This window comes from Pseudomonas sp. ARP3 (assembly GCF_001029595.1).
Classification (GTDB): Bacteria; Pseudomonadota; Gammaproteobacteria; order Pseudomonadales; family Pseudomonadaceae; genus Aquipseudomonas; species Aquipseudomonas rhodesiae.
The window spans coordinates 71,137-94,344 of sequence record NZ_LEKF01000011.1; the positions used below are offsets into that span (position 1 = coordinate 71,137).

Here is a 23,208-nt window from a genome sequence, read left to right on the forward strand (position 1 = left end):
CGAGGCGTGTCATTAGGTGTCCGTTGCAGACAAGAGCGTTCCGCAGAACCGTTTGCCCAAGTTGTCAGCCTATATGTAGATAAATACGAGCAAACATCGCGCGGCGAGGGCGCTAAAGGTGGCTAACCGCCAGGTTTTGTTCCGCTCGTTGCGTCAGAAACATAGCCCTCACTGCCACGTTTGGGGCAAACTCCCCGTTTTTCCGTATTTGGCCAAGGCATGCCCATGACTCCCGCTTCGTCCGTCGATGAAAAGAGCTTTCGTACCCTCCTGAGCCGAAACGTGGCATTGCCCCTGGGTGTGGGCGTGCTCAGCGCGGTGTTTTTCGTGTGCCTGATCACCTATTTGCTGTCGGTGATTCAGTGGGTGGAGCACACCGATCGGGTCATCAATAACCTCAATGAGACGTCAAAGCTGACAGTCGATCAGGAAACCGGCATGCGCGGCTTCCTAATTACCGGCGACGAGCACTTCCTCGATCCGTACGAGGTGGCCAAACCGCGGATCATGTCCGACCTGCGTAACCTGCAGGAACTGGTTGCCGATAACCCGCAACAGGTCGACCGCCTCAAGCGTCTGGAGGCGCTGCAACTGGAGTGGAACAAGTACGCCCAGACGATGATTGATATGCAGCGCCAGAGCGGGGACTACCGCAGCGCCGTCAAGGCCGGACGTGGCAAGCGCCTGACCGATGAGATCCGCAAGGAGTACGACGAAGCGGTGGCGATGGAGCAGCAGTTCCGGATCACCCGCAATGCCGACGTGACCCGCACCACAGTGATCAGCGTTGGCCTGTACCTGGTATTCGTACTGGGTTTGAGCGGTTTTCTTGCCTATGTCGGGCGTAAAAATCTAGTAGCTCTTTCAGAGAGTTACAGCGCAAACCTCGCGTCACAGCAGAAGATTGCTCGGCGTTTGGAGCAGCAAGCGTGGCTGCGTAATGGCCAGACCGAACTGGCCGAGCAGGTGCTGGGGCAACTGACCCTGAACATGCTGGGACGCAATATCCTGCAGTTTTTTGCCCAATACATGGGCTCGGTGGTCGGCGCACTGTATGTGCGCGAAGAACATGGCGGCCTCAAGCGCATCGCCACCTACGGTTTCTCCCGCGAGCAGGAGCAGCAGGAGCAAGCGATCTACAGCGACGAAGGCATTGTCGGCCAGGCCGCGCAGTTGGACCGCCTGATCCGCCTGGACGATGTGCCGGTGGATTACTTCAAAGTCAGCTCGGGCCTGGGCGAAGGCGCTACCCGCAGCGTGCTGGTAATGCCCACCAGTGACGATGATCGCATCAACGGCGTAATCGAACTGGGCTTCCTGCGCCCGCTACAGGAGCGCGATACGGAATTGATGGAGCTGATCGCCGGCAATATCGGCACGTCCATCGAGGCCGCGCGCTATCGCCAGCGTTTGCAGGAGGTGCTGGCCGAAACCCAGCAGCTCAACGAGGAGCTGCAAGTCCAGCAGGAAGAGCTCAAGACCGCCAACGAAGAGCTGGAAGAACAGTCGCGCATCCTCAAGGAGTCTCAGGTTCATCTGGAGACCCAACAAGCCGAACTGGAGCAGACCAACGAGCAGTTGGCCGAGCAGACCCAGACCCTGGCTGAGCAGCGCGACGCCATGGATCGCAAGAATATCGAGCTGAACCAGGCCCAACTGGAGCTGGAAGACCGCGCCGAAGAGTTGCAGCGTTCAAGCAAATACAAGTCCGAATTCCTCGCCAACATGTCCCACGAGCTGCGTACGCCACTCAATAGTTCACTGATCCTGGCCAAATTGCTGGCGGAAAACCCCCAGGAAAACCTCAGTGCCGAGCAGGTCAAGTTTGCCGAGTCGATCTACTCGGCGGGCAACGATCTGCTTAACCTGATCAACGACATCCTGGATATTTCCAAGGTCGAAGCCGGCAAGCTCGAAGTACGCCCGGAAAATTCCAGCGTGGCACGTCTGGTGGACGGTCTGCGGGGGATGTTCGAACCGCTGGCGTCCGATCGCAAGCTGGGTTTCCAGGTGGAGGTGCAAGAGGGGGCGCCGGCCATGCTGTTCACCGACCGCCAGCGTCTGGAGCAGATCCTCAAGAATCTGCTGTCCAACGCGATCAAGTTCACCGAGCAGGGCCAGGTGAGCCTGTCGGTGTCCGGCGCGGCCGAAGGCGGGATTGTATTCACGGTGCGCGATTCCGGGATCGGCATCGCCCCGGACCAGCAAGAGAGCATCTTCGAAGCCTTCCGCCAGGCCGACGGCACCACCAACCGCCGTTACGGCGGCACGGGCTTGGGCCTGTCGATTTCCCGCGACCTGGCCACCTTGCTCGGTGGTTCGATCCACGTCACCAGCGAACCGGGCAAGGGCAGTGTGTTTACCCTGACGTTGCCGGAACAGTACGTCGAGCACGAGGAACAGCCCCAGGCCATCGAACCGCCGCGCCCAGTGGTTGCAGCACCTGCGCCGGTCCCGGTCAAGGTCTCGCCCTTACCGGTGGCCGATGCCGAGCAGATCCCGCGCTTTGCCGACGACCGCGACAAGGCCCCGTTCACCACGCGCTGCATCCTGGTGGTGGAAGACGAGCCGAACTTTGCCCGCATCCTGTTCGACCTGGCCCATGAGCTGGGCTACCAATGTCTGGTCGCCCACGGCGCCGACGAAGGCTACAACCTGGCCGAGCAATACATCCCCGACGCGATCCTGCTCGACATGCGCCTGCCGGACCATTCCGGGTTGACCGTGCTGCAACGCCTGAAGGAACACGCCAGCACCCGGCACATCCCGGTGCATGTGATTTCCGTGGAAGACCGGGTCGAGGCCGCCATGCACATGGGCGCCATCGGCTACGCAGTCAAGCCCACCACCCGTGAAGAACTCAAGGACGTGTTCGCGCGCCTGGAAGCCAAGCTGACGCAAAAGGTCAAACGCGTGCTGCTGGTGGAGGACGATGACCTGCAACGCGACAGCATTGCCCGCCTGATCGGCGACGATGACATCGAGATCACCGCCGTAGGCTTTGCCCAGGAAGCTCTCGAACTGCTGCGCAGCAACGTCTATGACTGCATGATCATCGACCTCAAGCTCCCGGACATGCTCGGCAACGAGCTGCTCAAACGCATGGCCACCGAGGACATCTGCTCGTTCCCGCCGGTGATCGTCTACACCGGGCGCAACCTGACCCGCGATGAAGAAGCCGAACTGCGCAAATACTCGCGCTCGATCATCATCAAGGGCGCCCGCTCGCCGGAGCGGCTGCTGGACGAAGTCACACTCTTTCTGCACAAAGTCGAATCCCAGCTGTCCCATGAACGCCAGAAGATGCTCAAGACCGCCCGCAGCCGCGACAAGGTGTTCGAAGGGCGCAAAATCCTGTTGGTAGACGACGATGTACGCAACATCTTCGCCCTGACCAGCGCCTTGGAGCACAAAGGCGCGGTGGTGGTGATCGGGCGTAACGGCCGTGAAGCCATCGACCGCCTCAATGAGGTCGAGGACATCGACTTGGTGCTGATGGACGTGATGATGCCGGAGATGGACGGCTACGAGGCCACGGCGCTGATCCGCCAGGACCCGCGCTGGAAGAAGCTGCCGATCATCGCTGTGACTGCCAAGGCCATGAAAGACGACCAGGAGCGCTGCCTCGCGGCCGGCTCCAATGATTACCTGGCCAAACCGATCGACTTGGATCGTCTGTTCTCGTTGATTCGCGTATGGCTGCCGAAGATGGAACGCATTTAAGTGGAGCGAAGTTTTTTGGAAAAAAGCAGCGATATTGAGCTGCGCCTGCTGATCGAGGCGATTTACCTCAAGTACAGCTATGACTTTCGCGACTATTCCGGGGCGTCGGTCAAACGTCGCGTGGCCCATGCCATGCGCCAGTTCGACTGCGCCACCATTTCCGCGCTGCAGGAGCGGGTGTTGCATGACCCGGCGGCGTTCATGCAGTTATTGCAGTTCCTGACGATCCCGGTGAGCGAGATGTTCCGCGACCCGTCGCACTTTCTGGCGATCCGCCAGGAAGTGGTACCGCTGCTCAAGACCTATCCGTCGATCAAGATCTGGATCGCCGGTTGCAGCACGGGGGAGGAGGTCTACTCCATGGCCATCCTGCTGCGCGAAGAGGGCTTGCTGGAGCGTACGATCATCTACGCCACCGATATCAACCCAGCGTCCTTGGACAAAGCCAAACAGGGCATTTTTTCCCTGGAGAACGTGCGGGCCTACACCACCAATTATCAGCAGGCAGGCGGGCAACGTTCGTTTGCCGACTACTACACGGCGGCATACGATTACGCGATATTCGACAAGACATTGCGGGAAAACGTGACGTTCGCCGACCACAGCCTGGCCACCGACAGTGTCTTCTCAGAAACTCAATTAATTTCTTGTCGTAACGTATTGATTTATTTCAATAAAAAGTTGCAAGACCGAGCGTTCGGATTGTTTCATGAGTCGCTATGCCATCGCGGTTTCCTGGTGCTGGGCAGCAAGGAAACCCTGGATTTCTCCGGCTATAACAAACACTTCGAACCCTTGGTCAAGCAGGAACGGATCTACCGCAAATCATGAACGACGCTGCAGCCAGCCCGATTCGCGGGATTGAAGCCATCGTCGTCGGCGCGTCCGCCGGCGGCGTCGAAGCGTTGTTGGGTATTTTCAGCGAACTGCCTAACGGCTTCGGCTTGCCCATCATCGCGGTGCTGCACTTACCGGATGAACGCCGCAGCCAATTGGCCGAAGTGTTCGCCAGGCGCCTGCGCATTCCGGTGCGCGAAGCCCAGGACAAGCAATCCATCGAGCCCGGTACCTTGTACTTCGCCGGCCCCGGCTATCACTTGTCGGTGGAGCAGGATCGCAGCCTGTCCCTGAGCCAGGAAGAGCGTGTACATCACTCGCGTCCGTCCATCGATTTTCTGTTCACCTCGGCGGCGGATGCTTACGGCCCCGGGCTGCTGGCGATCCTGCTGACCGGCGCCAACCAGGACGGCGCAAGGGGACTGGCCTACGTAAAACAGCAACACGGCACCACTGTTGTACAGGACCCAGCGGAAGCACGCGTGGACGTTATGCCCCGTGCAGCCCTGGCGTTGCAGACACCTGACCATATTCTGACTTTGAGCCGGATAGGCTCATTGCTGGTTTTGCTGGAATCTTCCCCATGTTAAGTACTGTCCAGGCCAAACTGCTGATCGTCGACGATCTGCCGGAAAACCTGCTGGCCCTCGAAGCGCTAATCAAGCGCGAGGATCGCCAGGTTTTCAAGGCATTGAGCGCCGACGAAGCGTTGTCCCTGTTGCTGGAGCATGAGTTCGCCATGGCGATTCTCGATGTGCAGATGCCCGGCATGAATGGTTTTGAGTTGGCCGAGCTGATGCGCGGCACCGAGAAGACCAAGAACATCCCCATCGTATTTGTTAGCGCCGCTGGCCGAGAACTCAACTACGCATTCAAGGGCTATGAAAGTGGCGCGGTGGATTTCTTGCACAAGCCGCTGGATATCCATGCGGTCAAGAGCAAGGTCAATGTGTTTGTCGACCTGTATCGCCAGAGCAAGGCGATGAAATTGCAGGTCGAAGAGCTGGAACGCAGCCGCCGCGAACAGGAACTGCTGCTCAACCGCTTGCAGGCCACTCAAGCCGAGCTGGAGCAGGCGGTGCGCATGCGCGATGACTTTATGTCGATCGTCGCCCATGAAGTACGCACGCCCCTCAACGGCCTGATCCTGGAAACCCAGCTGCGCAAGATGCACCTGGCGCGAGACAACGCCGCAGCGTTCACTCTGGACAAGATGCACGCCATGGTCGATCGCGATGAGCGCCAGATCCGCAGCCTGATCCGTCTGATCGAAGACATGCTCGATGTGTCGCGTATCCGTACCGGCAAACTGTCAATTCGCCCGGCGCGCTTCGACCTGGCGCAACTGGTCAGCAACTTGGTGGAGAACTTCGCTCCGCAAGTCGCCGCCGCTGAGTCGTCCATGCAGTTATCGGCCGAAGGTCCTGTAGTGGGGCATTGGGACGAGTTCCGAATCGAGCAGGTGGTGACCAACCTGCTGACCAACGCACTGCGCTACGGCGCCAAGAGCCCGGTGGACGTGCGGGTGTACAGCGAACACGGCGAGGCGCGGGTCGAAGTGCGCGACCGTGGTATCGGCATCAGCGAGGAAAACCAGAAGCGCATTTTCCAACAGTTCGAGCGTGTATCGGCCAGTCAGGTTGCAGCAGGATTGGGCTTGGGGCTGTTTATTTCCGAGCAGATCGTCGCGGCCCACGGCGGCACCATCGAAGTCGAGAGCCGGATAGGCGAGGGCGCTCTGTTTCGCGTGTGTTTGCCCCTTGAACCGGCGGCGTGAACTCAATCGTCGCCTCGACGCAACCTTCTACGTGACCCTATGGTCGTAGTTGCAGCAATTGACCGGACAAAGGCTTCCCATGAGTGAAGATGCACAAGATGTCGTACTGATCGTCGAAGACGACGAGTCCATTATGTTTGTGTTGGGTGAATACCTGGCGGGCCTGGGTTACCGGGTATTGAAGGCGATCAACGGCGAACAGGCTTTCGAAATCCTCGCCACCAAACCCCATCTGGACCTGATGGTGACTGACTATCGACTGCCGGGTGGCATCTCTGGCGTGCAGATCGCCGAGCCTGCAATCAAGTTGCGCCCGGAACTCAAGGTCATTTTCATCAGCGGTTACCCGCAGGAAATTCTCGACTGCGACAGCCCGATCACGCGCAATGCGCCGATCTTGGCCAAGCCGTTTGATCTGGATACGCTGCAAGAGCATATCCAGCGTTTGTTGGCCTGAGCAAAGTCGCTTGGGCGTAATTCAGGCTCTTGCTGAGCCTGAATTCCCATGTGTGAATTTAACTGGCCTGCGCCATCACTCTGGCGTTGATTTGACTGGCAGGTGTGAATGTGACGTCATGACCTTGCCCTACATTCAAGAAATTCCGAAGACCTTCGAATTGCTCATCGCCGAACCGGTAAGTATTTGCCGACCCCACGGTTTCCACTTTTCCAGATTTCCGCGTAAGGTGAACATCCAGTGTCAATGAATTGGTGTGTAAAAAGGTGAGTTCGCCATTATCTGCTTTATGGATGTAAGCGGAGTGAGCGATCTTTCCTTTGTTACTACCGTTTCGATGGACAAAAGTGACTATCCCGGACTCGGTAATATCGGCGGCATTGAGGGTGCTTTTAAGGTTGTCGGGGCTGACCCCCATAAGTTTGTAATAGAGCGGGCTAATGGGGGCAGTCGTCTGGCTCCGAAGTATTTGGAATGTTTTGTCGGTAATTTTTTTATCTGCTTGCATGACACGCAGAGCGATGGTGTGACAGATATAGCTTTCTGTTACTCTGTCTACATTTTTATACAAAAAATCGACATTTTTTTTAAACTCGTCAGTTCCAAGAACTTTGGGCTGAAAATTGTCGAGCGGCAACCCGTAAGCTTGCTGCGTACGAGGGTCTAACGCATGCCAGTTCCCCGTCGTTTCATCAAGTTTGGCGATTACACTGATGTCGTCGATACCATTGGCTGCTTTCAAGGTGCCCTGGGCAATCCCGGGCTTTAACGTCTGTGCAAGGGTGTCGGCCTTGCTGAGCCCTGTGTATAGCCGCTTCAACCCACCACCTGCGGCAACGGCACCGCGTTGGGCCAAGCGAGCCGCATCACCCAGCGCGCCCAATGGATTAAGACTTCCAATGGCGGCTCTACCTACGATTTTCACCGCGCGCGCGGCCTTTTCAGCCCAGGACGCACCGGTTTGCAGGACTTTGGCGCTCTTAGCCGCCGCACCGAGCGCCAGAGAGAAGCCAAAGACATCAAACACAAGATCCTGCGCGCCGGCTTCAATCTTGCCCTTTTGAAAGTTGCTAATCGCCGATCTCAAGGGAATGAGGTTGAGCATCGCCTCTCGGCCTTTCTTATAGAAAGGAACTTCACTCTCAAATGTTGTAAGGCCGGTGGCTTCTTTTTCGAATTTTTCAATATTCGCGTCGTCCACAAACGCTTGCGCAATGTAGCGCGTTCGTTCGCTGCTGAAGTTGTCCGGTATATGGTCGGCGTGCGGTTTACTGTCGGCGATATCGGGTGCGTGTGTGCCGGTCGGTTTTATTTCTACTAACCTTGTATGGGGCTCGGTTGCCCTAGGCGGATAGTAGCCAGGCTCACTGCCAATAGCCGTTTGGGAAATACTGCCGCGCTTCATATCGATTTCATATGTACGAGTTTTACCATTACGCCGAGTGCGAATCAGAAGATTGTTATTTTTTCGTTCCTTGGTTTTTTGCGCTCGACCAACAAGGTTGCCGTAGAAGTTGTACTGGTTTTCATAATAAAGTTCATCTGCGCGCATCACAGTGATGGCGCCGAACTCGAAATCCTTGCGCACTTCCAACGGCTGCGTCGATATCAAGTGTTTTACTTGGCTGGCCACGGCTTGCTTCATGCCTTTAAAGTAATTTGGAAGCTCCTCCTTAAAGGCTTTATTGACGTCTTTTAATTGTCCAGCCTGTACTTGGATAGGTCGTATCGATACGTTGCTATCGGACGAGTGCCAATCGAAACCGGGCGGGTTGAGAAGGCGACCCTCCAAATACAGATCAACCACTGAGTAGGGGCCGGGATACTCCCGCTGTTCAGGGAATGACGAGATGCACTTCTTTTCAAACGGTATTTTGTCGCCATATACGCGTTTCAACTCTTGAAGAGCCATCTCCTTGCGCGAGGGCATTGGCGTGGCTTGCGCCTGGGAGGCTGCGCTCAGCTCTCTGACCCGTGCATCATAGGCCGCGCGGACGGTCGTCATCTGCGTCTCAGTGTAAGTATCTTCTGGGTTTCGCGGGATGATTCCGTTGGCGACGCCCCAGTCTTTAAGTGCGTCGGTCTGAGCGGAATACTCGGTAGCCTGGTCCGCAACACTGATAGGCGCGCGCTCCGCCCGCGCCATGATTTCGCCATATGTCAACGTGGAGGAGGCCCCAGGTCGCTCAGCTTCAATGCGGGCGACCGCCGTACTGAAACTCACCCACGAATGGGAGCCGTAGGGCACATTCGCGGGAATATCCCTGACCAGAAACTCAGGAGCCCGGCGCGCCATTAAGAGGTGGGCGGCAACGGGGGCCAGTTTGTGGCTCACACGCCCCGAGCCGGACAAGTGATATGCCAAGTTTTGCAAAATTTCCGAAGGGTGTTTGCCCCACTGTTTGGCGTCCGCCAGGTCAAACCCTGCAACCCGGGTGCGGCTGGGTTTTACGGTACTTTCAGGATCGAGGGTGGCGTGGATGGCGGCCAACGTCCAGTCATTGACGCTTGTGGGGGTCGACAGCCCGCCAAATTTATCTTGGAGGGCTTTGCCCAGGGCCTCGCCCTTGCGCGAGCCAATGATGTCTTCGATCACCTTGCGCGGATGACGCAGTTGTGATGTCGAGAAGTGCAGGTCCGTCGTTAGGTAGTCCAATACGCCCTTATTTGAGTCATACGCGTCCAGGCTGGACAGCCCAAGACTTTTATCCGTCAGCGAAGAAGTCAGGCGTGCGGGGCTGATGCCGCTCAATGGGATCGGCCAGTCCATTGCACCTCCGAAGTTTCCGTTGGACGGTTGCTTCGGTGCGTGACTGATCAATACGTCAATAAAATTAACAATCTCATCAGTGGTCTTGGGAATCGTCCAACCGTTATCAGTGATGAACTTTTCCAACGATACGGTAGTTCCCGAGTTGCCCGGCATTGACTTGGCGTATGCAGAGTCAGGGTTCACGCTGATCGTGGTGTTTTTCAGGGCATTTAGGATGTTTTGCTGCAATTGAGCTTTGGCCGCTTCTGGTGTCAATCTTCTTCGTTCATAAATCGACAGCTTCGTGCGGTACATCAAATCTTTATAGGTTTCACTGTTTTCGTCATTTTTCAAAATAATGGGCAGAAGTTCGCGCGCCAGTAGATACTTGTTTTGAGCATCGCCCAGCTTGGTTGCTTCGTTCTGCAGTCGTGTCGAATAGCTTTCAGATGCCAAATCGTTGGAGTCTTTGCCAGGGATCCAGCGCAAGGTTTTACTCTGTTCAAGTTCGGCGGCGCGCGTGTTGATTGACTCCATTGACCGCGTGCTATGAAGCTCGTTGTGAAAGTGTGCAACCACTTCAAAGGGCGCCGATGTGCTGTTGTGTGCAGATTCCAGGTTCAATGGCTTTCGTTCAGGGCTAAGCACCTCTGCGGCTCGCATGATCGGCCCCGTGACTTCTGCCCAGCTATGCCCCTGATCGGGGCCCGAGAACTTTTGCATCTTCCCGTTGACTGTAAAAGAGATCGAGTCACGGGCAGGGAAGATTTCCATAGGCTTTGACAGGTCAATGCCTTTTTCCAGGGCCCACTTGAGAAACGGCGGACTCTTCAACGCATTGTGCAAAACGCTCCACCACTGGCCGAAGGTCGATGTTTTCGGAATGTTATCGATATTCTCGGGAAAGCCGTCGTCCGTCGCCCCCGCTTTTAATGCTTTGGCAAACAGCAAAGCCAGCACACTGTTTCCATCATCCTGAGGCGTTGCTTCGGTGTCGGTGCGCTCATTTCGAATAAGTGGACTAGGTGCCGCGGGTGACGTTGGCGTGATGAGGGGAGAAACGAGAGGGAGTGAAAGGTTAGACGGTGTGGAATTATCAATCATCGCACGGCTCTTCAAGTAATTTCAGGGGCTACAGGGGAAGGGATTACCTCCCCCCATGTACCTCTTCGTACCCGCAAGGCGCTAAGCGATCCTACTTTCTGCCGAAACAATAGTGACTGGGTTTTTCCCAGCCTTACCAGAGCGTTGATACCTTCAGTCTGAGGGGGCGCAAATCATTTCCCGCACTTTTGCCGTCAACAAATCGAAGGTGAACGGCTTGGTGATCAACTGCATCCCCGGATCCAGGAACCCGCCGCGCACTGCGGCATGCTCGGCATAACCGGTGATGAACAGCACTTTGAGGTCCGGCCTGAGCTGCCTGCCGATTTCCGCCAATTGGCGACCGTTCATGCCTGGCAGCCCGACATCGCTGATCAGTAGGTCGATACGCTGATCGGATTGGATAATCGGCACGGCGGTGTGGCCGTCGCTGGCCTCGACGTACGCGTAGCCCAGCTCCTTGAGCACTGCGCTGACTAGCAAGCGCACCGCCGCATCGTCCTCGACGATCAGCACGGTTTCGCCGTCAGTGGCGTAGGGCAGCAGGGTAGGATTCAGCGTTTGCTGGGCGATCACTTCGCCGACAAAACGTCGCAGGAACAGGCTGACTGTGGTGCCTTTGCCGACTTCGCTATGGATGATCACATGGCCACGGGACTGACGGGCAAAGCCGTAGATCATCGACAGACCGAGCCCTGTGCCCTGGCCAATCGGCTTGGTGGTGAAAAACGGGTCGAACACGCGCCCCATAACGCTTTCGGGAATGCCGCAACCGGTGTCGCTGACACTCAACTCTACGTAGTCGCCCGGTGTGAGGGAGCCATAGGCGGCAGTGAACACGCTGTCGAGATGGCGGTTGGTGGTTTCCACGATAAGCCTGCCACCGTTGGGCATGGCATCCCGTGCATTGATCACCAGGTTGAGCAGGGCGCTTTCCAACTGATTGGGGTCGGCCTCCGCGGTCCACAATTGCTCGCTCAGACGCATGTCCAGACCGATGCTTTCATTGATGCTGCGTTGCAGCAGCTCACCCATGGACGTGACCAACTGGTTGATTTGCACCGGTTTGGAGTCGAGGGACTGGCGGCGAGAAAACGCCAGTAACCGGTGGGTGAGGCCGGCGGCGCGGTTGGCGGAGGTGACGCCCAGGTCGATCAGGCTGTCCAGATCGTCCAGCTTGCCACGGGCCACACGCCTTCGCAGCAGCTCCAGGCTACCGATGATGCCGGTGAGCATGTTGTTGAAGTCATGGGCGATGCCGCCGGTCAATTGACCGACCGCTTCCATTTTCTGGGATTGGCGCAGCGCTTCTTCGTTGTTGCGCAGTTGAGCGGTACGCTCTTCGACCTGTTGTTCAAGGGTCTCCAGGGTGCGTTGCAAGCGCAGCTCGCTTTCGCCGAGGTCGATCAAGCGGTCCCGCGCTTCATATTGGCGGCGACGCCCGCGAAGGGCGGCGCTGACCAGGCTGATCAAAGTCACCGGGTGAAACGGTCGCTCAAGGAAGGTCACGTTGCCCAACAAGCCGCTGAGGTGGGATGAGCCGTTCTGCTCGCCGCCGCCGTGGTGGGTCAGCAGCACGATGGGCAGGTCCGACCAGGCGGGCTGCTGGTGCAGATGCTCCAGTAACGGCTCCAGGTCGATGCCGCGCAAGGCCTCAGCAGCGATGATCAACAGACCCGCGCCCTGTTCCAGGGCTTCGCACAGGGCCTTGAGGTTGCTGGCAATGACGCCGCTGTAGCCGGCCTCATTGAGCATCATCAGCGCCAAGGTGCCGTCGCGGCCCATGGGCGCCAGCACAATGGCACGCTCGGAGACGGGAGACAGGTCTGTCACTCTCCCTCTTCCTTCAATAACGGCGATCCGGCGCCCATGTAGGTGGGGATGCCGCGCAGCACGCCTTGGAAATTATCCAGTGGTTGGCCCACGGTCATGCCCTGGTTGCTGATGCGGTATTCGCGAATCGTCGATTCATGGGTGCCTGTGCGCTTCTTGATAATGGAGATGGCGCGACGGACCTTGCCCAGCGCTTCGAAATAACGCAGCAGAATCACAGTGTCGGCCAGGTAAGTGATGTCCACCGGCGCCTGCATGTCACCCACGAGGCCGTGCTGGGCCACCGTCATGAAGGTCGCCGCACCACGGCGGTTGAGGTACAGCAGCAGCTCGTGCATATGCAGGATCAGCGCGTTCTCTTCTGGCATGGCGGCCTGATAGCCGTTAATGCTGTCGATCACCACTGTTTTGATCCCGCGTTCGTCCACGCAGCGGCGCACACGGTGGGAGAACTCGCCGGGGGACAGTTCCGCGGCGTCTACCTGCTCGATCAGCAGGTTGCCGGTGGCTTGCAGGGCGGCGAGGTCGATGCCCATGTTTTTCATACGTTCGAACAGCAGGCCCAGTTCTTCATCGAAAATGAACAGCGCGGCTTTTTCCCCACGGGCCACGGCGGCGGCGGCGAAGATCATCGAGATCAGCGACTTACCGGTACCGGCCGGGCCGAGGATCAGGCTGCTGGAGCCGGTCTCTACGCCGCCGCCCATCAGCGCATCCAGTTCGCGAATGCCGCTGCTCAGGGTCTGGCGGATGTAGCCGCCACGATGCTCGGCCGCCACCAGGCGCGGGAACACATGGATGCCGTCACCCATGATGGTGAAATCGTGGAAGCCGCCGCGGTATTTCTGCCCGCGGTACTTCACCACCCGAACGCGTCGGCGTTCAGCGCCGTAGTTGGGCGTCAGTTCTTCCAGACGAATCACGCCATGGGCCACGCTGTGCACGGTTTTATCGAGGGATTCGGTGGTCAGGTCGTCCAGCAGCAAAACGGTGGCGTCGTAGCGCACGAAGTAATGCTTGATGGCGAGGATCTGTCGGCGATAGCGCAACGAGCTTTGCGCGAGCAGACGAATCTCGGACAGGCTGTCGACCACCACACGGGTCGGCTTCACGCGCTCGACCACTTCGAAAATCTGCCGGGTGGCTTCGCCCAGTTCCAGGTCGGAGGAATACAGCAGGCTCTGCTGGTGTTCAGCGTTCAGCAGGCTTTCGGGCGGGGTCAGTTCGAAGATGTGGATATTGTCATCCAGGTCCCAGCCATGGGACTTGGCACCCTGGCGCAGTTCGCGCTCGGTTTCGGACAGGGTGATGTACAACGATGTTTCACCGTTTTTCGCGCCGGCCTGCAGGAAATGCAGGGCTACGGTAGTTTTGCCGGTCCCCGGCTCACCTTCGAGCAGGAACAAATGGCTGCGGGACAAACCACCGGAAAGAATGTCATCAAGACCTTCGATGCCAGTGGCCGCTTTTTCGGTTAACAGCGCTTTAGATGTAGACAAGAAGTGCCCTCAGGTCACAAGCGAGGAGAGGTGCACGCCCGTTCGGGCGCGCCATATGCACTTGACCGTTGGCTATTGCGGGGGTTCAACGTTTTCGCCGGGTTTGTGCGCGGCGTCGCTTTTTTCCAATTTGTTGTAGACGCCTACAGCCCTTGTTGCAGCGCGGGATCGTCGGGGTTCTGTTGTTCGAGCTGGGCGAGCAGCACCTGCACATTCTGCAATTGGCCGCTTTCTTTCCAATAGTTGATCAACAGCACCCGCGCCTTGCGGTTGGCCGGGTGGCGCTGGACGATTTCTTCCAACTGACGTTGGGCGGCTTCGAGTTCCTGTTGGGCGTGCAGGGTGGTGGCCAGGTCGTAGCGGTAATCCTGATTGTCCGGCTCCAACTCTACCGCTTTGGAAAGACCGAGCAGCGCGTAGGTCCGCTCACCGTGGTGCAGCAGCCACAAGCCCAGAGCATGTTGCAGGTAAGCCGATTCGGGATGCGCCGCCAATTGCCGGGCCAGCAGTTGCCGCGACTCGTCGGTTTTGCCTTGTTTATCCAACAGCTCGATTTGCGCGACCACCGCCGGCAAGTTGTCCGGTTGCAGGCGAGTGGCCTGTTCCAGCGCATTCTTAGCCTCGGGCAGCAGCGCACTGTGAATGTACAAGCGTGCCAGTTGAATCCAGCCTTCGGCAGTTTCGGGCTGGGACTTGAGGTGTTTGACGTACTCGTCCAGCACCTGTTGCAACGGGCCGAAGTACAGGCCCAGGGTATCTGGCGACAAGCCCAGCAGGGCATTGGCCGCGGCGAAACGCACGGGTTGCTCTGGGTCGTCGAGGACCGGGCCGAGCAACAGCGTGCGCTGGCCGGTAGGCACCAGGCCGACGATGCTGCGGATCGCCGCCTCGCGCACCAGGGGCGACGGGTCGGCCAAGTCTTTATCCGCCAGCTTCAAGGCTTGAGGGCTGGGGTAGTTAGGTAATTCCGCGTGCAGGGCGGCGCGGCGTTCGGGCGACAGGTCCGGCCGCGCCAATTGCTGATACAGCACGCGCGCCGCGCCCGGTTCGCCGTTGTGCGCCTGCTTCAATGCTTTGGAGTAACCATGGGCAATCGCGGGCGGCACCGCCACCGGCGTGCTGCGAGTGAAATACCAAGTGATGAGTACGATAAACAACAGGGCGCACAGGCCCACGAGGGCGTAGCGGCGTGACTTTGGCATGCAGGTGTCCGAAAGCGTAAGCAGTTCGTTGAGAGGCGCAAGCTTCGACCAGACCACGGCAGGTGTCAAACCCGCATCAGGTGAGCACGTACTCCACCGGCTCCAACGCCGGCGGCAGTTGCGTTGCCCCCAGAGCGGCCAGGACCTCACGCTCCAGGGTGCGCAGGATGGCGTTGCAGGGCAGGTCGTTTTCGTCGAAGCCGAAGGGGTCTTCCAGGTCGTCGCCAATCTCATCAAGGCCGAAGAAGGTGTAGCTGACGATGGCAGTGAACACCGGGGTCAGCCAGCCCAAGGGTTCGGCCATGGCGAACGGCAGCAGGATGCAGAACAGGTAGATGGTGCGGTGCAGCAGCAAGGTGTAAGGGAAGGGCAGTGGGGTGTGCTTGATACGTTCGCACGCGGCCTGTACCTGGCTCAGGCTGACCAGGCGGGTTTCCCATTGGGTGTAGCGCCATTCGCTGATTGCACCTTGTCCGGCCAGCTCGCTGAAGCGCGCGCCCAATTGCTGCAGGACCTGATCGGGCAGGTTCGGATGGTCGGCCTGCACTTTCGCCCAAGGCTGGATGGCAAGGGCTTCGTCTTCATGGCGCAGACGCGCGATCAAGCCGTGGGAGAAGCCACACACGGCGCGCAACAGGCTTGCGCGCTCGGACGTATCGGTCAGCGCCTGGGTCTGTCGGATCAGCGAGCGCACCTCAATGATCATTTGCCCCAATTGCTTGCGGCCTTCCCACCAGCGGTCATAGCAGGCGTTGTTGCGAAAGCTCATAAAGATCGACAACGACAGCCCAAGCAAGGTGAAGGGCGTGGCGTTGACCTTGGAGAAGTACGCCGGGTGCAGCGTTTCCACCAATACGATCACCGACGCCAGCAGCGTCACCAGCAGGCTGCGCAAGGCAATGCGCTTGGCAATCGAGCCTTTGAGGGAAAACAGGATGCCCAGCAGGTTGGGCTTGGGACGCACGATCATCAGGCGGGAACTTCTTCGGTGGCGCAGGCCATCAGGTTAGAAGCTGCCGGGCGCGGCGTCCAATCGCCAGGGCCAACCGGATGATCGGCGGGGTCTATGATCAATAAAGGCTTGGCCAAACCAGTCAGCCAAGTTGAAGGCTTTGACCATTGCTGCCGCAACGCTCTGGAGCGACTATTTCGCAGGTTCTTGTCCTGAAAAACGTCCTGAAAATAACAATACGCAAGGATTTGAAGCGATGCGCGATTACTTGGCCGCCACTACCGAATTCGATTACCAACACACCGTCGACGCCACCCTGGCCGGCAGCTTGCTGGGCCTCAATGCCTGCGTTGAATGTTGCGACCGCTATGCGCTGCCGGGGCGCATTGCGCTGTTCTGGGAAGGCAAGGACGGGCGCAGCGCCACCGTGACCTTTACCGAGTTGCAGGACCAGGCGGCCCGCTTCGCCAATTTCCTGTTGGCCCAGGGCGTGGGGCGTGGCGACAAAGTCGCCGGCCTGCTGCCGCGCACGGCGGAATTGCTGGTGGTGGTACTGGCCACTTGGCGCATCGGTGCGGTGTATCAACCGTTGTTCACGGCGTTCGGGCCCAAAGCCATCGAACACCGCTTGAACAGCTCCGGCGCGGCGCTGGTGGTCACCGACGCCGTGAATCGGCCCAAGCTTGTCGAGGTGCAGGATTGCCCCACGGTCGTGACGGTCGCCGGCCCCAAGGGCGAAGGCATCGTGCGCGGCGACTTCAGTTTCTGGGCCGAACTGCCCAAGCATTCCAACCTGTGCGAACCGGTGCTGCTGGACGGCGAGGAACCGTTCCTGCTGATGTTCACCTCGGGCACCACCGGCCCCTCCAAAGCGCTGTCGGTGCCGCTCAAGGCTATCGTTGCGTTCCAGAGCTACACCCGAGACGCCGTGGACCTGCGCCCCGAAGACGCGTTCTGGAACGTCGCTGACCCGGGCTGGGCCTATGGCATCTATTTCGGCGTCACCGGGCCGCTGTCCATGGGCCACCCGATTACCTTCTACGATGGCCCATTCACCCTGGAGAGTACCTGCCGGGTGATCAATAAGTACGGGATCACCAACCTGACCGGTTCACCCACCGCTTATCGTTTGCTGATTGCCGGCGGCAGTCAGTTCGCCCAGTCGATCAAGGGCAAATTGCGTATTGTCAGCAGCGCCGGCGAGCCGCTGAACCCCGAAGTGATCCGCTGGTTCGCCGACAACCTGGGGGTGACCATTCACGACCATTACGGCCAGACCGAATTGGGCATGGTGCTGTGCAATCACCATGGCCTGGACCATCCGGTGCATGTCGGCGCGGCCGGCTTCGCTTCGCCGGGGCACCGCATCGTGGTGTTGGATGAGGCCTACCAGGAATTGCCCGCCGGCCAGCCCGGCATCCTGGCCATCGACCGCGAGCAGTCGCCGATGTGCTGGTTTGCCGGCTATGAAGGGGTGAAAACCAAGGCTTTCGTCGGCAAGTACTACCTTAGCGGCGACACCGTGGAATTGAACCCGGACGGCAGCATCAGTTTTGTCGGGCGCAGTGACGATGTGATCACCACTTCCGGCTACCGCGTAGGCCCCTTCGACGTGGAAAGCGCCCTGGTCGAACATCCTGCGGTGATCGAAGCGGCGGTGGTCGGCAAGCCTGACCCGGAGCGCACCGAGCTGGTCAAGGCGTTTGTAGTGATCAACGAGCAATACCGCGCCACGCCCGAACTGGCCGAAGAACTGCGCCTGCATGTGCGTCAGCGTCTGGCGGCCCATGCCTACCCTCGGGAAATCGAATTTGTCAGCGACTTGCCCAAGACTCCAAGCGGCAAGTTGCAGCGTTTTATCTTGCGTAATCAGGAAATCGCCAAAGCTCAAGCAGCGGTGGCTTGATCCCTTTCTAAGGACACAATGATGCAGATTGAAAACAAGGTATTCCTGGTCAGCGGCGGTGCTTCTGGCCTCGGTGCGGCCACCGCTGAGATGTTGGTCGCCGCCGGTGCCAAGGTGATGCTGGTGGATTTGAACGCCGACGCTGTGGCGGCCAAAGCCCAGCAACTGGGCGACAACGCCCGCAGTGCCGTGGCCGATATCAGCCAGGAGGCGGCGGCCGAAGCGGCGGTACAGGCCACTGTCGCGGCATTTGGCGGGCTGCACGGGTTGGTCAACTGCGCCGGTGTGGTGCGTGGCGAGAAGATCCTCGGCAAGAACGGCCCCCATGGCCTGGCCAGTTTTGCCCAGGTCATCAACGTCAATCTGATCGGCAGCTTCAACCTGTTGCGTTTGGCGGCGGCGGCCATCGCCGAAACCGAGGCCAACGCCGAGGGCGAGCGCGGCGTGATCATCAACACGGCTTCGGTGGCCGCGTTCGACGGGCAGATCGGCCAGGCCGCGTACGCCGCGTCCAAAGGCGCGATTGCCAGCCTCACACTGCCTGCCGCCCGTGAACTGGCGCGGTTCGGCATCCGCGTGATGACCATCGCTCCCGGCATCTTCGAAACCCCCATGATGGCGGGCATGACCCCCGAGGTGCGCGAGTCCCTGGCCGCCGGCGTGCCATTTCCGCCGCGTCTGGGCAAACCCGCCGAATACGCCGCGCTGGTACGACACATTATTGAAAACAGCATGCTCAACGGCGAGGTGATCCGTCTCGACGGCGCCTTGCGCATGGCGGCCAAGTAAGGAGGACCACCGATGAACGATCCGATTGTGATTGTCAGCGCTGCACGTACACCCATGGGCGGATTCCAGGGCGATCTTAAGGGCCTGACTGCGCCCCAGCTGGGGGCTGCGGCGATTCGCGCCGTGGTCGAACGCGCCGGCATCGCCGCCGATGCGGTGGATGAAGTGATGTTCGGCTGCGTGCTGCCCGCCGGTCTCGGCCAGGCCCCGGCTCGCCAGGCGGCGCTGGGTGCCGGGCTGGACAAAGGCACCCGCTGCACCACTCTCAACAAGATGTGCGGCTCGGGCATGCAAGCCACCATCCAGGCCCATGACGCGCTGGTGGCTGGCAGCGTCGACGTGGCGATTGCCGGCGGCATGGAAAGCATGTCCAACGCGCCGTACCTGTTGGACCGCGCCCGTAGCGGTTACCGCATGGGCCATGGGCGTGTGCTCGACCATATGTTCCTCGACGGTCTGGAAGATGCCTACGACAAGGGCCGCCTGATGGGCACCTTCGCCGAAGAGTGCGCCCTGCATAACGGCTTTACCCGCGAAGCCCAGGACGCGTTCGCCATCGCCTCCCTGACGCGTGCTCAGGAGGCCATCAGCCACGGGCACTTCGCCGCGGAAATCGTGCCGTTGCAGGTCACCGTGGGTAAGGAGCAGAAAACCATCCTGCATGACGAGCAACCGCCCAAGGCCAAACTGGACAAGATCGCTCAGTTGAAACCGGCGTTCCGCGAAGGCGGCACGGTGACGGCGGCCAACTCCAGCTCCATCTCTGACGGCGCGGCGGCATTGCTGCTGATGCGCGAGTCCGAAGCCCTCAAGCGTGGCCTCAAGCCGTTGGCGGTGATCCACGGGCATGCAGCCTTTGCCGACGAGCCTGGGCTGTTCCCGGTAGCGCCAGTGGGGGCGATTCGCAAGCTGATGAGCAAGACCGGCTGGAATCTGGACGAGGTCGATCTGTTCGAGATCAACGAAGCCTTTGCCGTGGTGACCCTGGTAACCATGAGCAAGCTGCAGATCCCACATGCCAAGGTCAACGTACATGGCGGTGCCTGTGCCCTGGGCCACCCCATCGGCGCGTCCGGCGCGCGCATCCTGGTAACGCTGCTCGCGGCCCTGCGCCACAAAGGCCTCAAACGCGGCGTGGCCGCTATCTGTATCGGCGGTGGCGAAGCCACGGCCATGGCCGTCGAATGCCTGTATTAAGGACTGCTCCCCATGCTGCCCAATGAAGAACAGCTGCAAATCAGCGACGCGGCCCGGCAATTTGCCCAGGAACGCCTCAAACCCTTCGCCGCCGAGTGGGACCGCGAGCACCGCTTTCCCAAAGAAGCCATCGGCGAGATGGCCGAACTGGGCTTTTTCGGCATGTTGGTGCCGGAACAGTGGGGCGGTTGCGACACCGGTTACCTGGCCTACGCCATGGCCCTGGAGGAAATCGCCGCCGGCGACGGCGCCTGTTCCACCATCATGAGCGTGCACAACTCCGTGGGCTGCGTGCCGATCCTCAAGTTCGGCAATGATCAGCAAAAGGCTCAATTCCTCACGCCCCTGGCCAGCGGCGCCATGCTTGGCGCGTTCGCCTTGACCGAGCCCCAGGCCGGCTCGGATGCCAGCAGCCTGAAAACCCGCGCGCGGCTGGAGGGCGATCATTACGTGCTCAACGGCTGCAAACAGTTCATCACCTCCGGGCAGAACGCCGGGGTGGTGATTGTGTTTGCGGTCACCGACCCCGCCGCAGGCAAGCGTGGCATCAGCGCGTTTATCGTGCCGACGGACTCCCCGGGTTACAGCGTGGCGCGGGTCGAGGATAAGCTCGGCCAGCATGCCTCCGACACCTGCCAGATCCTGTTCGAAGACGTGAAGGTGCCGCTGGCCAACAGGCTGGGGGAGGAGGGCGAAGGCTACAAGATCGCCCTGGCCAACCTTGAGGGCGGCCGCGTGGGTATCGCCGCGCAATCGGTCGGCATGGCCCGCGCCGCGTTCGAAGCCGCCCGCGACTATGCCCGCGAACGCCAAAGCTTCGGCAAAGCGCTGATCGAGCACCAGGCCGTGGCGTTTCGTCTGGCGGACATGGCCACCCAGATCGCCGTCGCGCGGCAGATGGTGCATTACGCCGCCGCGCTGCGGGACAGCGGCAAGCCGGCGCTGGTCGAAGCCTCGATGGCGAAATTGTTTGCCTCGGAAATGGCCGAAAAAGTCTGCTCGGCCGCCTTGCAAACCCTCGGCGGTTACGGTTACCTGAACGACTTTCCCCTGGAGCGCATCTACCGCGATGTGCGGGTTTGCCAGATCTACGAAGGCACCAGCGATATTCAACGCATGGTCATCTCACGCAATCTCTAAGGAGCCGATACATGAGTTACGAGACTATTTTGCTTGAGGTTCAGGGCCGAGTCGGCCTGATCACCTTGAACCGTCCCCAGGCGCTGAACGCGCTGAACGCACAATTGGTAAGCGAGTTGAATCAGGCCCTGGATGGCCTGGAAGCTAACCCGGAAATCGGCTGCATCGTGCTGACCGGTTCGAAAAAAGCCTTCGCCGCCGGCGCCGATATCAAGGAAATGGCCGAGCTGACCTACCCGCAGATCTATATGGACGACCTATTCAGCGACAGCGACCGTGTGGCCAACCGGCGCAAGCCGATCATTGCCGCCGTTAACGGCTTCGCCCTGGGTGGCGGTTGCGAGCTGGCGCTGATGTGCGACTTTATCCTGGCCGGTGACGGAGCCAAGTTCGGTCAGCCGGAAATCAACCTGGGCGTACTGCCCGGCATGGGCGGCACTCAGCGCCTGACCCGCGCGGTGGGTAAGGCCAAGGCCATGGAAATGTGCTTGACCGGGCGCTTTATCGACGCGGTGGAAGCCGAGCGCTGCGGCATCGTTGCCCGTATCGTGCCGGCCGACGAATTACTGGATGAGGCCTTGAAGGTCGCCACACTGATTGCCGGCAAATCGGTGCCCATCAGCATGATGGTCAAGGAAAGCGTGAACCGTGCATTCGAAGTCAGCCTGTCCGAGGGCGTGCGCTTTGAGCGTCGGGTATTCCACGCGGCCTTTGCGACCCAGGATCAGAAGGAAGGTATGGCGGCCTTTGTGGCCAAACGCGCGCCGGAATTCAAGGACCAGTAAACATGTGGGAGGAGGCTCTTGCCCCCGATAGCGGTGGATCAGTCAGCAGTTACTGAGGCTGAGACACTGTGATCGGGGGCAAGCCCCCTCCCACATACGGCATTTAGAGCGGGTAGTTTTTCAGTTCGCGGGCGATGACCATCCGTTGAATTTCACTGGTCCCTTCATAAATCTGCGTGATCCGCGCATCCCGGTAGTAGCGCTCCACCGGGTAATCCTCCAGGTAACCGTACCCGCCATGAATCTGCATGGCCTGGGAACAGACCTTTTCGGCCATTTCCGAGGCGAACAGCTTGGCTTGGGACGCTTCCGACAGGCAGGGCTTGCCGGCGCTACGCAGGCGCGCAGCGTGCAGGATCAACAAACGCGCGGCATTGAGGCGGGTCTGCATGTCCGCCAGCAGATTGGCCACGCTTTGGTGCTCGATGATTGCCTTGTCGAATTGCACGCGGTCGCGGGCGTAAGTCAGTGCTGCTTCGAACGCTGCGCGGGCGATGCCCAGGGCCTGGGCGGCGATGCCGATACGGCCACCTTCCAGATTGGACAGGGCGATGGCCAGGCCTTTGCCGCGTTCGCCCAGCAGGTTGGCTTCAGGCACGCTGCAGTGGTTGAGGGTCACGGCGCAGGTGTCCGAGGCGCGAATGCCCATTTTGTGTTCGGTGCGGTCCACCACGAAGCCAGGGGTGTCGGTGGGCACCAGGAATGCGGAGATGCCTTTTTTGCCCAACGTCGGGTCGGTTACCGCAAACACGATGGCTAACTTAGCGCGCTTGCCGTTGCTGACAAATTGCTTGGCGCCATTGATCACCCATTGCCCATCACGCAACTCGGCACGGGTGCGCAGGTTGTGCGCCTCCGAGCCGGCCTGGGGTTCGGTCAGGCAAAAGCAGCCAATCGCCTGGCCGCTGGCAAGGTCCGCCAGCCAGGTTTGCTTCTGCTGTTCGCTGCCGTAGTTGAGGATCGGCCCGCAACCCACTGAGTTGTGGATACTCATCAGCGCGCCCGTGGCACCGTCGCCGGCGGAAATCTCTTCCACCGCCAGGGCGTAGGCTACGTAATCGACGTAGGTGCCGCCCCATTCTTCGGGCACCACCATACCGAGCAGGCCCAGTTCGCCCATCTTCGCCACCAGGCCATCGTCGATCCAGCCGGCCTTTTCCCACGCCTGGGCATGGGGAGCGATTTCGCCACGGGCAAAGTCGCGCGCCATATCGCGGATCATCACTTGTTCTTCAGTGTATTCAATGTCTTGCAT

16 protein-coding genes are annotated in these 23,208 nt (G+C 59.6%); 10 read left to right on the plus strand and 6 right to left on the minus strand.

What is annotated here, in order from left to right:
• The first annotated feature begins 225 nt into the window (after window positions 1–225).
• From ABX75_RS14690 to ABX75_RS14710, 5 genes are all read left to right on the plus strand, one after another.
• On the plus strand, window positions 226–3,723 hold the full coding sequence (locus ABX75_RS14690; protein WP_034113758.1) for a response regulator: 3,498 nt from the start codon (window positions 226–228) through the stop codon (window positions 3,721–3,723).
• Window positions 3,724–4,554, plus strand: a complete 831-nt coding sequence (locus ABX75_RS14695; protein ID WP_371263992.1) for a protein-glutamate O-methyltransferase CheR — start codon at window positions 3,724–3,726, stop codon at window positions 4,552–4,554. It begins immediately after the preceding gene.
• Window positions 4,551–5,150 carry a chemotaxis protein CheB gene (locus ABX75_RS14700; protein WP_034113756.1) on the plus strand — a complete coding sequence of 200 codons (600 nt, stop codon included), beginning with the start codon at window positions 4,551–4,553 and terminating at the stop codon, window positions 5,148–5,150. Before ABX75_RS14695 ends, ABX75_RS14700 begins: the two co-directional genes overlap by 4 nt.
• Window positions 5,144–6,337, plus strand: a complete 1,194-nt coding sequence (locus ABX75_RS14705) for a hybrid sensor histidine kinase/response regulator (protein ID WP_034113754.1) — start codon at window positions 5,144–5,146, stop codon at window positions 6,335–6,337. Before ABX75_RS14700 ends, ABX75_RS14705 begins: the two co-directional genes overlap by 7 nt.
• A gap of 79 nt (window positions 6,338–6,416) precedes the next feature.
• The gene (locus tag ABX75_RS14710; protein WP_034097949.1) at window positions 6,417–6,794 is read left to right on the plus strand and encodes a response regulator; all 378 of its coding nucleotides are present in this window, start codon (window positions 6,417–6,419) and stop codon (window positions 6,792–6,794) included.
• A gap of 58 nt (window positions 6,795–6,852) precedes the next feature.
• On the opposite strand, the gene ABX75_RS14715 is transcribed toward ABX75_RS14710, so the two are convergent.
• The 5 genes from ABX75_RS14715 to ABX75_RS14735 form a co-directional block, all read right to left on the minus strand.
• A complete protein-coding gene (locus tag ABX75_RS14715) occupies window positions 6,853–10,650 on the minus strand; it encodes a hypothetical protein (RefSeq protein ID WP_144419302.1) in 3,798 nt (1,265 codons plus the stop codon).
• A gap of 153 nt (window positions 10,651–10,803) precedes the next feature.
• Window positions 10,804–12,483, minus strand: coding sequence for a response regulator (locus ABX75_RS14720; protein WP_047882185.1), 1,680 nt, complete (start codon window positions 12,481–12,483; stop codon window positions 10,804–10,806).
• On the minus strand, window positions 12,480–13,982 hold the full coding sequence (locus ABX75_RS14725; protein ID WP_034097943.1) for an ATPase domain-containing protein: 1,503 nt from the start codon (window positions 13,980–13,982) through the stop codon (window positions 12,480–12,482). The genes ABX75_RS14720 and ABX75_RS14725 overlap by 4 nt, the downstream gene beginning before the upstream one ends.
• Window positions 13,983–14,125: 143 nt before the next feature.
• Window positions 14,126–15,184, minus strand: coding sequence for a HEAT repeat domain-containing protein (locus tag ABX75_RS14730; protein ID WP_034113748.1), 1,059 nt, complete (start codon window positions 15,182–15,184; stop codon window positions 14,126–14,128).
• Window positions 15,185–15,260: 76 nt separating this feature from the next.
• Window positions 15,261–16,154: a bestrophin family protein gene (locus tag ABX75_RS14735; RefSeq protein WP_034097939.1), complete on the minus strand. Its 894-nt coding sequence runs from the start codon at window positions 16,152–16,154 to the stop codon at window positions 15,261–15,263.
• A 238-nt stretch (window positions 16,155–16,392) separates the two neighbouring features.
• On the opposite strand from ABX75_RS14735, the gene ABX75_RS14740 reads away from it, so the two are divergent.
• Genes ABX75_RS14740 through ABX75_RS14760 form a run of 5 tightly spaced genes read left to right on the plus strand, consistent with a single transcriptional unit; the run spans window position 16,393 to window position 21,953 of the window.
• Window positions 16,393–18,042 (plus strand): AMP-binding protein, encoded by a 1,650-nt coding sequence (locus ABX75_RS14740; RefSeq protein WP_034097937.1) that lies wholly within the window; start codon window positions 16,393–16,395, stop codon window positions 18,040–18,042.
• A gap of 21 nt (window positions 18,043–18,063) precedes the next feature.
• Window positions 18,064–18,831 carry an SDR family NAD(P)-dependent oxidoreductase gene (locus ABX75_RS14745; protein WP_034097934.1) on the plus strand — a complete coding sequence of 256 codons (768 nt, stop codon included), beginning with the start codon at window positions 18,064–18,066 and terminating at the stop codon, window positions 18,829–18,831.
• A 12-nt stretch (window positions 18,832–18,843) separates the two neighbouring features.
• A complete protein-coding gene (locus tag ABX75_RS14750; protein WP_034113744.1) occupies window positions 18,844–20,028 on the plus strand; it encodes an acetyl-CoA C-acyltransferase in 1,185 nt (394 codons plus the stop codon).
• Between the two features lie 12 nt (window positions 20,029–20,040).
• Window positions 20,041–21,168, plus strand: a complete 1,128-nt coding sequence (locus tag ABX75_RS14755) for an acyl-CoA dehydrogenase (RefSeq protein WP_034097930.1) — start codon at window positions 20,041–20,043, stop codon at window positions 21,166–21,168.
• 11 nt (window positions 21,169–21,179) lie between these two features.
• Window positions 21,180–21,953 carry an enoyl-CoA hydratase gene (locus ABX75_RS14760; protein WP_034097928.1) on the plus strand — a complete coding sequence of 258 codons (774 nt, stop codon included), beginning with the start codon at window positions 21,180–21,182 and terminating at the stop codon, window positions 21,951–21,953.
• A gap of 103 nt (window positions 21,954–22,056) precedes the next feature.
• Here ABX75_RS14760 and ABX75_RS14765 read toward each other — a convergent pair whose 3' ends face one another.
• The gene (locus tag ABX75_RS14765) at window positions 22,057–23,208 is read right to left on the minus strand and encodes an acyl-CoA dehydrogenase family protein (protein ID WP_034097925.1); all 1,152 of its coding nucleotides are present in this window, start codon (window positions 23,206–23,208) and stop codon (window positions 22,057–22,059) included.